At 62.6% G+C, this 13723-nt stretch carries 11 protein-coding genes; 8 read left to right on the top strand and 3 right to left on the bottom strand.

Annotation, left to right across the window (positions count from 1 at the left end):
• Positions 1–11: 11 nt before the first annotated feature.
• Positions 12–1067, bottom strand: coding sequence for a biotin synthase BioB (gene bioB / locus H7995_RS05950; RefSeq protein WP_166591259.1), 1056 nt, complete (start codon positions 1065–1067; stop codon positions 12–14).
• Positions 1068–1164: 97 nt separating this feature from the next.
• On the opposite strand from bioB, the gene H7995_RS05945 reads away from it, so the two are divergent.
• The 5 genes from H7995_RS05945 (at position 1165) to rarD (ending at position 6852) form a co-directional block, all read left to right on the top strand.
• A complete protein-coding gene (locus H7995_RS05945) occupies positions 1165–1905 on the top strand; it encodes a ComFC family protein (protein ID WP_185818114.1) in 741 nt (246 codons plus the stop codon).
• A gap of 58 nt (positions 1906–1963) precedes the next feature.
• Entirely contained in the window at positions 1964–2728 is a 765-nt protein-coding gene (locus H7995_RS05940) for a TOBE domain-containing protein (protein ID WP_185818113.1), read from the top strand.
• Between the two features lie 73 nt (positions 2729–2801).
• Positions 2802–4703 carry a PhoX family protein gene (locus tag H7995_RS05935; protein ID WP_166591256.1) on the top strand — a complete coding sequence of 634 codons (1902 nt, stop codon included), beginning with the start codon at positions 2802–2804 and terminating at the stop codon, positions 4701–4703.
• A 146-nt stretch (positions 4704–4849) separates the two neighbouring features.
• A complete protein-coding gene (locus H7995_RS05930; protein ID WP_166591255.1) occupies positions 4850–5824 on the top strand; it encodes a serine/threonine protein kinase in 975 nt (324 codons plus the stop codon).
• A 140-nt stretch (positions 5825–5964) separates the two neighbouring features.
• Positions 5965–6852: an EamA family transporter RarD gene (rarD, locus tag H7995_RS05925; RefSeq protein ID WP_182342661.1), complete on the top strand. Its 888-nt coding sequence runs from the start codon at positions 5965–5967 to the stop codon at positions 6850–6852.
• Positions 6853–7074: 222 nt separating this feature from the next.
• On the opposite strand, the gene H7995_RS05920 is transcribed toward rarD, so the two are convergent.
• Entirely contained in the window at positions 7075–7593 is a 519-nt protein-coding gene (locus H7995_RS05920; protein WP_166591253.1) for a glycine cleavage system transcriptional repressor, read from the bottom strand.
• Positions 7594–8092: 499 nt separating this feature from the next.
• Between H7995_RS05920 and H7995_RS05915 the strand changes: the two genes are divergently transcribed.
• Positions 8093–10270, top strand: coding sequence for a malate synthase G (locus H7995_RS05915; RefSeq protein WP_182342665.1), 2178 nt, complete (start codon positions 8093–8095; stop codon positions 10268–10270).
• Between the two features lie 77 nt (positions 10271–10347).
• Here H7995_RS05915 and H7995_RS05910 read toward each other — a convergent pair whose 3' ends face one another.
• Entirely contained in the window at positions 10348–10794 is a 447-nt protein-coding gene (locus H7995_RS05910; protein WP_166591251.1) for a response regulator, read from the bottom strand.
• 251 nt (positions 10795–11045) lie between these two features.
• On the opposite strand from H7995_RS05910, the gene H7995_RS05905 reads away from it, so the two are divergent.
• A complete protein-coding gene (locus H7995_RS05905) occupies positions 11046–12986 on the top strand; it encodes a putative nucleotidyltransferase substrate binding domain-containing protein (protein WP_166591250.1) in 1941 nt (646 codons plus the stop codon).
• A complete protein-coding gene (locus tag H7995_RS05900) occupies positions 12983–13690 on the top strand; it encodes a 3'-5' exonuclease (protein ID WP_182342671.1) in 708 nt (235 codons plus the stop codon). Before H7995_RS05905 ends, H7995_RS05900 begins: the two co-directional genes overlap by 4 nt.
• The last annotated feature ends 33 nt before the right edge of the window (positions 13691–13723 follow it).

The following is a 13723-nucleotide window of genomic DNA, read 5'->3' as shown; positions in this document are numbered from 1 at the left end:
AGAGATATGGCTTAAACAGCCGCGTTGTAGAACTGCTCGCTGCTTTTCTGTTCTACCAGCGCCTGCTCGATCGCCGCCTGGTGCACTTCATCGGCATGCTCTTCACGGGCCTCCGGCAAGATGCCCAGGCGCGCGAACAACTGCATGTCCTTGTCCGCCTGCGGGTTGGCGGTGGTCAGCAATTTGTCGCCGTAGAAAATCGAGTTGGCACCGGCGAAGAAGGCCAGGGCCTGCATCTGCTCGTTCATGGCCTCACGGCCGGCCGACAGGCGCACATGGGATTGGGGCATCAGGATGCGCGCAACGGCCAGCATGCGAATGAAATCGAACGGGTCGATGTCTTCGGCGTTCTCCAGCGGCGTGCCCGCCACTTTCACCAGCATGTTGATCGGCACCGACTCCGGGTGCTCTGGCAGGTTGGCCAGTTGGATCAACAGATTGGCGCGGTCGTCCAGCGACTCGCCCATGCCCAGGATTCCGCCCGAGCAGATCTTCATCCCCGAGTCACGCACATAGGCCAGGGTCTGCAGGCGCTCGCTGTAGGTGCGGGTGGTGATGATGCTGGTGTAGAAATCCGGCGATGTGTCGAGGTTATGGTTGTAGTAGTCCAGGCCTGCCTGCGCCAGGGCCGCGGTCTGGTCCTGGTCGAGCCGACCCAGGGTCATGCAGGTTTCCAGGCCCATGGCCTTGACGCCTTTGACCATCTCCAGCACGTAGGGCATGTCTTTGGCCGAAGGGTGTTTCCACGCCGCGCCCATGCAGAAACGGGTCGAACCGATGGCCTTGGCGCGAGCGGCCTCTTCCAGGACCTGCTGCACTTGCATCAGTTTTTCTTTTTCCAGGCCGGTGTTGTAGTGACCGGACTGCGGGCAATATTTGCAATCTTCCGGGCAAGCACCGGTCTTGATCGACAGCAGGGTCGAGACCTGAACGCGGTTGGCATCGAAATGCGCACGGTGCACCGTCTGCGCCTGGAACAACAGGTCATTGAAAGGCTGAACGAACAGCGCTTTAACTTCGGCCAAAGACCAATCGTGACGCAATTTGGCGGTGATACTGGCGCTCATCGGCTCATTTCCTTTCTTATGCTTTGACACGTACCCCGGGGAAAACCGAATCCCCACAGGTACAACACGGATGTTTCAGCATATTTAAGGAAGACTCATGCACTGTCAACCACAGTACGACGGACCGGTTTACATCTGGTTAAAAAACACACAGAGCTGTTTACTCTGCAACGAACCCGCCGACACCCCGCAGCCCCTTTGCCAGCCCTGTGAAGCCGAACTGCCCTGGCTGGTCGAGCATTGCACGGTCTGCGCACTGCCCCTGCCCCTCAGCGGCCTGGTCTGCGGCCAGTGCTTGAGCGCCCCTCCAGCTTTCGAACAGGTAATCGCGCCCTGGTCCTACAGCTTCCCGGTCGACAGTTTGATCACCCGATTCAAACACTCGGCCAACTGGCCTTATGGCCGCCTGTTGGGCGAACTTCTCGGGCAATTCGTGCAGCATCGCTTCGATGAAGGATTGCCGCGCCCCGCCGCGCTGGTGCCGGTCCCCCTGGCGCGGCAAAGGCTGCGCGCGCGAGGCTTTAATCAGGCGGCGATGCTGGCCAACTGGCTCAGCGCCAGCTTGCAGATACCCAGCGAGGAACACCTGCTCCAACGCATCCACGACACCACCGCGCAGCAGGACCTCAGCGCCAGGGCGCGCCGGCAGAACCTGCGCAACGCCTTCGCGCTGACCCCGCAAGCAACGATCGAAGGCCGGCATCTGGCCCTGGTCGACGACGTGCTGACCACCGGCGCCACCGCCCAGAGCCTGGCACGCTTGTTGATCGACGCGGGCGCCAGCCGGGTCGATGTCTATTGCCTGGCGCGCACCGCAAAACCCAGCGCAGCGGCTTGACTCTGACGCGCCGAGCCGCCAACGTCCGACTCCATCACCCGCACTCGCAGCGCAGAACATGTCCTTGCCTACCTTGTTGTCTCAACACATCGTCCGTCGCCCGCAACGCATTGCCCTGCTGCAGCACATTGCCGAACAGGGCTCGATCACCCGCGCCGCAAAAAGCGCCGGGCTGAGTTACAAGGCCGCGTGGGATGCCATCGATGAACTCAACAACCTGGCACAAAAGCCCCTGGTGGAGCGCAGTGTCGGCGGCAAGGGGGGCGGTGGCGCGCGACTGTCCAGCGAAGGCGAGCGAGTGCTGCGCCTCTACCTGCGCTTGCAGGCCTTGCAGGCGCAAGTGCTGGAGGCCGCCGAAGATGCCAGCGACCTCGACCTGCTCGGCCGCCTGATGCTGCGCACCAGCGCCCGCAACCAGTTGCATGGCACCGTCGCCAGCATCCAGGCCCAGGGACGCAATGACCAGATCGCCCTGACCCTGGCGGGCGGCTTGACCCTGCACGCGCAAATCACCCACGACAGCACCCAGCACCTGGACCTGCAAATCGGCACCGAAGTGGTCGCGCTGATCAAGGCCGGCTGGCTGGAACTGCTGGCGCCCGAACACGCGCCTACGCCTGGCTACAACGCCCTGAGCGGTACGATCGAGCAGATCCTCGATGCCGAAGACGGCCCCAGTGAAGTGCGAATCGTCCTGCCCAACGCTCAAACCTTGTGTGCCCTCGCCGAGCCCTTGCACCTCAGCAGCAACAGCCTGCTGATTGGCAAACCGGTGCTGGTGCAGTTCTCCCCCGCCAACGTGCTGCTCGGCACACCGCGCTGAACCGCTGAGCACTGCAATATTTGTGTCATCAACGCCCCTTATGGTGACTGCCAAAACCAGCAGGGAGCCTGATGTGAGCCTATTAGAAGAAAACCAAGCCACCGACCTCGAACAAATCGTCGGCCTCAGCCGTCGCGGTTTTATCAGTGCCGGTGCGCTGTGCGGGGCAGCGATGTTCCTCGGCGGCAACCTGTTGAGCCGCAGCGTGCTGGCCGCCAGCGTCAGTGCCGGCAACAGCAAACTGCTGGGTTTTGCCAGCATCGCCGCCGCCACCAGCGACACCCTCACCCTGCCGGCGGGCTACACCTCCTCGGTATTGATCAGTTGGGGCCAGCCCCTGCACAAAGACGGCCCGGCCTTTGACCCCAGTGGCCACGGCACCGCCCTGCAACAGGAAGCCCAGTTCGGCGACAACAACGATGGCATGAGCCTGTTCGCGTTCCCGGACGACGACAACCGCGCCCTGATGGCCATCAACAACGAATACACCAACTACCGCTACCTCTACCCCCACGGCGGCATGCCGCAGTCGGCCGAAGAGGTCCACAAGGCCCTGGCCTGCGAAGGCGTATCGGTCATTGAAGTGCAGCGCCAGGACGGCCAATGGCACTTCGTCCAGGGCTCGCGCTACAACCGCCGCATCCACGGCAACGCGCCGATTCGTGTCGGTGGCCCGGCCGCCGGCCACGCCTTGTTGCAGACCAGCGCCGACCCCAAGGGGATGAATGTGCTCGGCACGTTCCAGAACTGCGCCAACGGCAAGACGCCCTGGGGCACCTACTTGACCTGCGAAGAGAACTTCACCGACTGCTTTGGCAGCAGCAACGCCGAACAGAAGTTCGACGCCGCGCAAAAACGCTACGGCGTGGTGGCGGCCAGCAAAGAGATCAACTGGCACCCCCACGACCCGCGTTTTGACCTGGCGAAAAACCCCAACGAGCTCAATCGCCACGGCTGGGTTGTGGAAATCGATCCGTTCGACCCCCAGTCGACTCCGGTCAAACGCACCGCCCTGGGCCGTTTCAAGCACGAAAACGCAGCCCTGGCCGAAACCCATGACGGGCGCGCCGTGGTGTACATGGGCGACGACGAGCGCGGCGAGTTCATCTACAAGTTCATCAGCCGCGACAAGATCGACCATCAGAACCCCAAGGCCAACCGCGACCTGCTGGACCATGGCACCTTGTACGTCGCCCGCTTTGATGCCGGCGACAGCAACCCCGATCACCCCAAGGGCCAGGGCCAGTGGGTCGAACTGAGCCACGGCAAGAACGGCATCGATGCCAGCAGCGGCTTCGCCGATCAGGCCGAGGTGCTGATTCACGCGCGCCTGGCGGCCAGCGTGGTCGGCGCAACGCGCATGGACCGCCCGGAGTGGATTGTGGTCAGTCCCCGCGACGGCCAGGTCTATTGCACCCTCACCAACAACGTCAAGCGCGGGGAAGAGGGGCAGCCGGCGGGCGGACCGAACCCGCGGGAGAAGAACGTCTACGGGCAGATCCTGCGCTGGCGCACCGGGGGCGACGACCATGCCTCGCCGACATTCGCCTGGGACCTGTTCGTGGTCGCCGGCAACCCGGCGCTGCACGCCGGCACGGCCAAGGCCGGCTCGTCGAACATCACCCCGCAGAACATGTTCAACAGCCCAGATGGCCTGGGCTTCGACCAGGCCGGTCGCCTGTGGATCCTCACCGACGGCGACTCCAGCAACGCCGGGGACTTTGCCGGCATGGGCAACAACCAGATGCTTTGCGCCGACCCTGAAACCGGGGAAATCCGCCGCTTCATGGTCGGCCCGGTGGGCTGCGAGGTCACCGGCATCAGCTTCTCGCCCGACCAGAAGACCCTGTTCGTCGGCATTCAGCACCCCGGCGAGAACGGCGGCTCGACCTTCCCCGAGCACCTGCCCAACGGCAAGCCGCGCTCCTCGGTAATGGCCATCCGCCGGGAAGACGGCGGGATCGTCGGCGCCTGACCCGGCACCTTCGCGAGTCGGCTCGTTTGCACAGCCCCATGTGCGAGCCGGCTCGCGATACCATCCGCACAGCCCCCACCTATCTGCGTCCGTCTGCGCTACCATGCTTGGCCGGACGCGGCAGCCTGCTGCGCGCAGGAGTCAGCATGTCTCACCCGTTTGAAACACTTACCCCCGATCTGGTGCTCGATGCCGTTGAAAGCATCGGCTTTCTCAGCGACGCCCGCGTCCTGGCACTCAACAGCTACGAAAACCGCGTGTATCAGGTCGGTATCGACGACAGCGAACCCCTGATCGCCAAGTTCTATCGCCCGCAGCGCTGGACCAACGAAGCCATTCTCGAAGAACACCGCTTCACCTTCGAGCTGGCCGAGTGTGAAGTGCCGGTGGTGGCGCCGCTGATTCACAATGGCGAAAGCCTGTTCGAACACGCCGGCTTTCGTTTCGCCCTGTTCCCGCGCCGTGGCGGCCGTGCCCCGGAGCCGGGCAATCTCGACCAGCTCTACCGACTGGGCCAGTTGCTCGGGCGTTTGCACGCGGTGGGCTCGACCCGCCCGTTCGAGCACCGCGAAGCACTGGGGGTGAAGAATTTCGGCCATGACTCGCTGAACACCCTGCTCGAAGGCAATTTCGTACCACGTAGCTTACTGCCCGCCTACGAGTCAGTGGCACGCGATCTGCTCAAGCGTGTGGAAGAGGTGTACGCCAGCACGCCGCACAAGAACATCCGCATGCACGGCGACTGCCACCCCGGCAACATGATGTGCCGCGACGAGATGTTCCATATCGTCGACCTCGACGACTGTCGCATGGGCCCGGCAGTGCAGGACCTGTGGATGATGCTTGCCGGCGATCGCCAGGAATGCCTCAGCCAGTTGTCGGAACTGATGGACGGCTACCGCGAGTTCCACGACTTCGACCCGCGAGAACTGGCCCTGATCGAGCCGCTGCGCGCCCTGCGCCTGATGCACTACAGCGCCTGGCTGGCCCGCCGCTGGGACGACCCGGCATTCCCGCGCAGCTTCCCTTGGTTCGGCACGGAGCGGTACTGGGGCGACCAGGTGCTGGCGTTGCGTGAGCAACTGGCAGCGCTCAACGAAGAGCCTCTGAAGCTCTTCTGACCCATACAAATCCCCCCTGTAGGAGCGAGCGCTCCTACAGAGACCGATGTTCACAAATGACCTACCTATTCAGTCAGGGCATTCGCAGACAAATCTCCTTACAATCCATTCTTTGTTAGTTGCCTAAGCAAGGATTCTGCATGCAAGCCGCCAACCCGCGTCGCGGTTACATCCTGGGCCTGAGTGCCTACATCATCTGGGGCTTGTTCCCGCTCTACTTCAAGGCCATCGCCAGCGTACCCGCCGTGGAAATCATCATCCACCGGGTGCTGTGGTCGGCGTTGTTCGGCGCGTTGCTGCTGATGGTCTGGAAACACCCGGGCTGGTGGCGCGAACTGCGGGAGAACCCACGCCGCCTGGCGATCCTGGCCCTGAGCGGGACGCTGATCGCGGCCAACTGGCTAACCTACGTCTGGTCGGTGAACAACGGGCGCATGCTCGAAGCCAGCCTTGGTTACTACATCAACCCGCTCGTGAACGTGCTGCTGGGCATGCTGCTGCTCGGTGAGCGCCTGCGTCGCATGCAGTGGCTGGCCGTTGGCCTGGCGGCCGTGGGGGTGGCGCAGCAGGTCTGGCAAGTCGGCAGCCTACCCTGGGTGTCGCTGGTGCTGGCTTTGACCTTTGGCTTCTACGGCCTGATCCGCAAGCAGGCGCCGGTCAAGGCCCTGCCCGGGCTGGTGGTGGAAACCTGGATGCTGGTGCCGATTGCCGTCGCCTGGCTGCTCTTCAACCCGACCGCGAGCAGCGCTCAAGCCGAATTCTGGACCACCTCCGAGGCCTGGTGGCTGGTGGCGGCCGGTCCGGTGACACTGGTGCCGCTGGTCTGCTTCAACGCCGCAGCCCGGCACCTGCCCTACACCACCCTGGGCTTCCTGCAGTACCTGGCGCCCACCCTGGTGCTGTTGCAGGCAGTGCTGCTGTTTGGCGAACACCTGTCCTCCAGCACCCTGGTCGCCTTCATGTTTATCTGGGCCGGGCTGGCGGTCTACAGCGTCGACGCCTGGATCAGTCTGCGTCGGCGCAACTGATCAAAAAACGCACAACCAACTGCAGGCCACGAGGTGCGTGGCCTGCAGCCATCCTTCCCAAGGTTATCCACAACCTGATCCCCGCCGTTTGTGCACAAGCCCTTGAAACTGCTGGTTTTTTGATCAACACCTGAAAAGCCACGGCCCGCCTGGGCTGCAGCTCTGTCTCTACAGGTTATCCACAGGCAGGTGCAGGTTTTTCTTGGATAACCCGGCTTGCGCCTACGGATCGCTGCGCAACACCAACTCCACCATCAGGTCATCGGCCAGGGTTTCCAGGCGCGACTGCAGCACGTCCAGCGACAGGGTCAAGGGCACCGCCAGAATCGCTTCGGCGTGGAACAGCGGTTCACTGCTCATGGGCGCTGGCCGCACCTCGGTCACCAACCGCTCCAGGTTGACCCCCTGCTCACTGAGCAGGCGGGTAATGTCCCGGACAATGCCCGGACGATCGTTGCCTACCAGCTCCATGGCAATCGGCTTCCAGGTGCAGGACTGTTCGATCCCGCTCTCGGCAATCAATACCCGAATCCCTTGGCTGGCCAACGCCTGCAGCGCATCCACCAGTTCGTCGTAGGCCTCGGCCGGCACCCCCACCCGCAGGATCCCGGCAAATTGCCCGGCCATCCGCGACATCCGGCTTTCCAGCCAGTTGCCGCCATGTTCGGCGATACATTGGGCAATGCGCTCGACCTGACCGGGTTTATCCGGGGCGAATACCGTGAGTACGAGGTGGTCCATGGCGCAGCCCTCTTGTCATGACTCTTGTTCTGGAAAGGCAAGTATAGGCAAGGGTTCAAGGGGCGGGTCCGGCACCTTCGCAGGCCAGCCCCACGCGAACGGCCGCACCACCACAATCCGGCAAAACCACAAATCGTGTACAAGTTCTTATATTTAGCTGGAACAATCTCATGGTTTTTTGAGAACATCCCGTGCCCCGACGTGACTGCAATGCGTCATGGGGTCGCAGAACGACGTAATTAGTCTAATTTTCACAACCGCAATTCATCATGTAGTATGCCGCAGCGCGCACTACATAACGTTGGATCGATGTCTGCCGCAGGCACAATCGCAACCCTGAAAGCCCCGTCAGCAAGGCCTCCAAGCCGTTGATTGGTCCCACCCAGCCGCCCTTCATGGCATGTACTGGTAGGGCGGTTTGTGGTTTAAATGGCCAGTGGCTTCATTGTCATAATTGAAGAGCTGAAAAGCGAAATAGCTGAGCAGAGTGAGGCAAGCAATGACTGAACACGTTCAAGTCGGTGGCCTGCAGGTCGCCAAAGTCCTGTTCGACTTCGTGAACAACGAAGCCATTCCCGGTACCGGCCTCACCGCCGATAAGTTCTGGGCCGGTGCCGACAAGGTCATTCACGACCTGGCCCCGAAGAACAAAGCCCTACTCGCCAAACGCGATGACTTCCAGGCGCGTATCGACGCCTGGCACCAGTCCCGTGCCGGTCAAGCACACGATGCTGTGGCCTACAAAGCCTTCCTGCAAGACATCGGTTATCTGCTGCCAGAAGCGGCTGATTTCCAGGCGACGACGCAAAACGTCGACGAAGAAATCGCCCGTATGGCCGGCCCGCAACTGGTGGTGCCGGTGATGAACGCCCGTTTCGCCCTGAACGCCTCGAACGCTCGCTGGGGCTCGTTGTACGACGCGCTCTATGGCACTGACGCCATCAGCGAAGCCGATGGCGCGCAGAAAGGCAAAGGCTACAACAAGGTCCGCGGCGACAAGGTCATCGCCTTCGCCCGCGCCTTCCTCGACGAAGCCGCACCGCTGGCCGCCGGCTCCCATGTCGACTCCAGCCACTACGCGATTGTTGCCGGCAAGCTGGTCGTCAGCCTCAAGGGCGGCAGCAACACGGGCCTGCGCAACGACGCGCAACTGATCGGCTTCCACGGCGACGCCGCGGCGCCGACCGCGGTGTTGCTCAAGCACAACGGCCTGCACTTCGAAATCCAGATCGACGCCAGCACCCCGGTCGGCCAGACCGACGCAGCCGGTGTCAAAGACGTACTGATGGAAGCGGCGCTGACCACCATCATGGACTGCGAAGACTCGGTCGCCGCCGTCGATGCCGATGACAAGGTCGTGATCTACCGTAACTGGCTCGGCCTGATGAAGGGCGACCTGTCGGAAGAAGTGAGCAAGGGTGGCCAGAGCTTTACCCGCACCATGAACGCCGACCGTACCTACACCGCGCCTGACGGCAGCGAACTGAGCCTGCACGGCCGCTCCCTGCTGTTCGTGCGTAACGTCGGCCACCTGATGACCATCGACGCGATCCTCGACAAGGACGGCAACGAAGTCCCGGAAGGCATCCTCGACGGCCTGGTGACCAACCTGGCGGCGATCCACAGCCTCAACGGCAACACCCGCCGCAAAAACAGCCGCACCGGTTCGGTCTACATCGTCAAACCGAAAATGCACGGCCCTGAAGAAGCGGCGTTCACCAACGAGCTGTTCGGACGCATCGAAGACGTCCTCGAACTGCCACGCAACACCCTCAAAGTCGGGATCATGGACGAAGAGCGGCGCACCACCATCAACCTCAAGGCGTGCATCAAGGCCGCCAGCGAGCGCGTGGTGTTCATCAACACCGGCTTCCTCGACCGCACTGGCGATGAAATCCACACCTCCATGGAAGCCGGCCCGATGGTCCGCAAGGCCGACATGAAGGCCGAGAAATGGATCGGCGCCTACGAAAACTGGAACGTCGACATCGGTCTGAGCACCGGCCTGCAAGGCCGTGCGCAAATCGGTAAAGGCATGTGGGCCATGCCCGACCTGATGGCCGCCATGCTCGAGCAGAAAATCGCTCACCCTCTGGCCGGTGCCAACACCGCCTGGGTGCCGTCGCCGACGGCTGCCGCCCTGCACGCCCTGCACTACCACAAGGTCGACGTGTTCGCCCGCCAGGCCGAACTGGCCAAGCGCACCCGCGCCTCGGTGGACGACATCCTGACCATCCCGCTGGCGGTGAACCCGCAGTGGAGCGCCGAGCAGATCAAGAACGAACTGGACAACAACGCCCAGGGCATCCTCGGTTATGTGGTGCGCTGGATCGACCAGGGTGTGGGTTGTTCGAAGGTGCCGGACATCAATGACGTCGGCCTGATGGAAGACCGTGCGACGCTGCGTATCTCCAGCCAGCACATCGCCAACTGGCTGCGCCATGGCATCGTCACCGAGAGTCAAGTGATGGAAAGCCTCAAGCGCATGGCGCCGGTGGTTGACCGCCAGAACGCCAACGACCCGCTGTACCGTCCGCTGGCACCGAACTTCGACAGCAACATCGCCTTCCAGGCGGCGGTCGAACTGGTGATCGAAGGCACCCAGCAGCCGAACGGCTACACCGAGCCGGTCCTGCACCGTCGCCGGCGCGAATTCAAGGCTGCCAATGGCCTGTAAGTAAGCGCTGACGCCGGACAAAAAAAGGCCCTGATCGACAGATCAGGGCCTTTTTTCATGGCGCCGGGAGTGACGGATTACAGGGACATGCCCAGCTCATGCCTGACCAACTCCAGCAATTTGCCGGTATCGATTGGCTTGAGCAGGAAGTCCACCACGCTCATGTGCATGGCCGCAATCGCGTCCTTCACATCGGCCTCGCCGGAGACAATGATGATCGGCAGTTCGGCCCGGACCGACTCACGCACCTGGCGAATCAGGTCCAGGCCATCGACATGGCCCATGCGCAGGTCGGTGATCACCAGGCCGATCGAGGGGGTTGTCTCCAACAGCTTCAGCGCGCTTTCGCCGCTGGCGGCGGTCATGCAGCGAATGCCGGCAAGGGCCAGGAACTGCTTGAGCAGTTCGCGGGCATCCTGATCATCATCGACAATCAGTACCCGCTGGGGCGGTAACTCCGGCTCAAGCAAGATTGCACTCAGCGCTTCACGCTCGGCATCGCTCAAAATATCGTGGTCGGACATAGGTCACTCAACAGGTTCAGATCATTCCCCTAGCACACTTATCTGACATCGCTAAGCAGAGCTTAAATGTGCGCTTCGTCGGATAGTTTTCCAAGAGGGTCGAGTAAAGGTTTTAGGTACCCAGGGCGTAGGACCTCTCCGGTTTTTTCTCTCGAGGTCCAGCGACCTAGACTTACGTCCAATGGGCACCCCGTGCGTAGGGGCCGACCATGCAGATACCCCACAACAATAAATCGAAAAAGACTGCGGTCATGGTTATGAGTAAAACGGACGCCTTCACCCAGGCTGGGAAAACGGCGGTGTTGCAAAACATCCAGGGCACCTTGCAGTTCCTGCAGCGCTTCCCGCCGTTCAACCAGATGGAACACGCGCACCTGGCGTTCCTGGTGGAGCAGTGCCAACTGCGTTTCTATGCGCCTGGCGAAAGCATCATCAAGCCGGCCGACGGTCCGGTTGAGCACTTCTACATCGTCAAGCAGGGCCGGGTGGTGGGTGAGCGTCCGCACACCGCCAAGGGCGGCACCGAAACCACCTTCGAAATCACCACCGGCGAGTGTTTTCCCCTCGCCGCGCTGCTCGGTGAGCGAGCGACCCGCACCGAACACCTGGCGGGCGAAGATACCTTTTGCCTGCAGTTGAACAAGCTGGCGTTCATCAAGTTGTTCGCCCTCTCCAGCACCTTTCGCGACTTCGCCCTGCGCGGTGTCAGCAGCCTGCTGGACCAGGTCAACCAGCAGGTCCAGCAAAAGGCCGTGGAAACCCTCGGCACCCAATACTCACTCAACACCCGCCTCGGCGAACTGGCGATGCGCCACCCCGTGACCTGCGGCCCGACCACGCCCCTGCGCGAAGCCGTGACCCTGATGCATGAGCAACAGGTCGGCAGCATCGTGATCGTCGATGAACACAAGGCCCCACTGGGGATTTTCACCCTGCGCGATTTGCGCCACGTGGTGGCCGACGGCACTCGCGACTTCGACCAACCCATTGCCCAGCACATGACCCAGGCGCCGTTTTACCTGAGCCCCGACCACAGCGCATTCGACGCCGCCATCGCCATGACCGAGCGGCACATCGCACACGTCTGCCTGGTCAAGGACCAACGCCTGTGCGGCGTGGTCTCCGAGCGCGATCTGTTTTCGCTGCAGCGGGTCGACCTGGTGCACCTGGCTCGCACCATCCGTAACGCGCCACGGGTCGACAACCTGGTGGCCATTCGCGGTGAGATTGGCCAACTGGTCGAACGCATGCTCGCCCATGGCGCCTCCTCGACCCAGATCACCCAGATCATCACCCTGCTCAACGACCACACCGTGTGCCGGGTGATCGAGCTGACGCTGGCGGAAAAAGGCGACCCCGGTATCCCCTTCAGCTGGTTGTGCTTCGGCAGTGAAGGCCGCCGCGAGCAAACCCTGCACACCGACCAGGACAACGGCCTGCTGTTCGAGGCGCGCGACGCCGCCCATGCCGCCGAGATCCGTGGCCGGCTCCTGCCCATCGCCCAACAGATCAACCAAAGCCTGGCGCTCTGCGGCTTCACCCTGTGCAAGGGCAACATCATGGCCGGCAATCCCGAGCTGTGCCTGTCCCGAGCCGAGTGGGCCAGGCGTTTCGCCGCCTTCATCCGCGAAGCCACCCCCGAGAACCTGCTGGGCTCGAGCATCTACTTTGACCTGCGGGTGGTCTGGGGCGACGAGCAGGGGTGTGCGCAACTGCGCCGGGCCATCCTCGACCAGGTCGCCGACAATCGCCTGTTCCAGCGCATGCTGGCCGAGAATGCCTTGCGCCAGCGACCGCCGGTGGGACGTTTGCGCGAGTTCGTGCTGAGCAAAAAGAACGGCGAAAAAGCCACCCTCGACCTCAAGGTGCAGGGCCTGACGCCCTTCGTCGACGGCGCGCGCCTGTTGGCCCTGGCCAACGGCATTGAAACCAACAACACCCTGGAACGTTTCCGTGAGCTGGTGGCCAAGGACGTCATCGAGCCCCTGGACGGCGCGGCCTACGAAGAGGCCTATCACTTCATCCAGCAAACCCGCATGCAGCAACATCAGCGCCAGAGCCGCGAGAACCTGCCCTACTCCAACCGCGTCGACCCCGACAGCCTCAATCACCTGGACCGGCGCATCCTGCGCGAATCCCTGCGCCAGGCCCAACGCCTGCAAAGCAGCCTCAGCCTGCGGTACCAGCTATGAGCCTGTTTTCCTGGCTGCGTGCGGCCACCCCGACCCTGACCCTCGAACAGCAACAACGCCTGGCAAAACTGCCCGAGGCACCGACGCTGAACGATTGCAGCCTGCGCGAGCAACGCTGGGTAGTGCTCGACCTGGAAACCACCGGCTTGAACCTGAACAAGGACCTGGTGCTGTCCATCGGCGCCGTGGTCATCGAAGACGGCGCGATCGATTTCAGCCAGCAGTTCGAGCGCACCCTGCAGCGCCACGCGCACAAACTGGGACCCAGCGTGTTACTGCATGGCCTGGGGCCGAGCGCGATCGCCGCCGGCAGCGATCCGGTGGACGCCCTGCTGGACTTCATGGAGTTTGTCGGCGACAGCCCGCTCCTGGCCTTCCATGCCCCCTTCGATCAACACATGCTGGGTCGCGCCTTGAAGGACAGCCTGGGGTATCGCTTGCAACATAAGTTTCTTGATGTTGCCGACATGGCGCCACTGCTCTGCCCGCAAGCGCACATCCGCGAAGCCGGCCTGGATGACTGGATCAACTGGTTTCAACTGCAGATCTACGAGCGCCACAACGCCAGCGCCGACGCCATGGCCACGGCCGAGCTGGCGTTGATCCTGTTCAGCCGGGCGCGGGCGCAACAGATTGACAGCCCGTCACAGCTGCAACAACGGCTGAGCCAGTGGAAGCGGCGCCAGCAAAAACACTCCTTTTAATTGCGCTTTCGGCACAATCGACCCGACCAACGC

The organism is Pseudomonas kielensis, assembly GCF_014236655.1.
Classification (GTDB): domain Bacteria; phylum Pseudomonadota; class Gammaproteobacteria; order Pseudomonadales; family Pseudomonadaceae; genus Aquipseudomonas; species Aquipseudomonas kielensis.
Note: the sequence above shows the minus strand (reverse complement) of the source record. Positions and strands in the feature narration are given on the sequence as shown.

Coding starts and splice junctions, on each gene's coding strand:
- bioB (WP_166591259.1), bottom strand. CDS start 1,067: ATGAGCGCCAGTATCACCGCCAAATTGCGTCACGATTGGTCTTTGGCC.
- H7995_RS05945 (WP_185818114.1), top strand. CDS start 1,165: ATGCACTGTCAACCACAGTACGACGGACCGGTTTACATCTGGTTAAAA.
- H7995_RS05940 (WP_185818113.1), top strand. CDS start 1,964: ATGTCCTTGCCTACCTTGTTGTCTCAACACATCGTCCGTCGCCCGCAA.
- H7995_RS05930 (WP_166591255.1), top strand. CDS start 4,850: ATGTCTCACCCGTTTGAAACACTTACCCCCGATCTGGTGCTCGATGCC.
- rarD (WP_182342661.1), top strand. CDS start 5,965: ATGCAAGCCGCCAACCCGCGTCGCGGTTACATCCTGGGCCTGAGTGCC.
- H7995_RS05920 (WP_166591253.1), bottom strand. CDS start 7,593: ATGGACCACCTCGTACTCACGGTATTCGCCCCGGATAAACCCGGTCAG.
- H7995_RS05915 (WP_182342665.1), top strand. CDS start 8,093: ATGACTGAACACGTTCAAGTCGGTGGCCTGCAGGTCGCCAAAGTCCTG.
- H7995_RS05910 (WP_166591251.1), bottom strand. CDS start 10,794: ATGTCCGACCACGATATTTTGAGCGATGCCGAGCGTGAAGCGCTGAGT.
- H7995_RS05905 (WP_166591250.1), top strand. CDS start 11,046: ATGGTTATGAGTAAAACGGACGCCTTCACCCAGGCTGGGAAAACGGCG.
- H7995_RS05900 (WP_182342671.1), top strand. CDS start 12,983: ATGAGCCTGTTTTCCTGGCTGCGTGCGGCCACCCCGACCCTGACCCTC.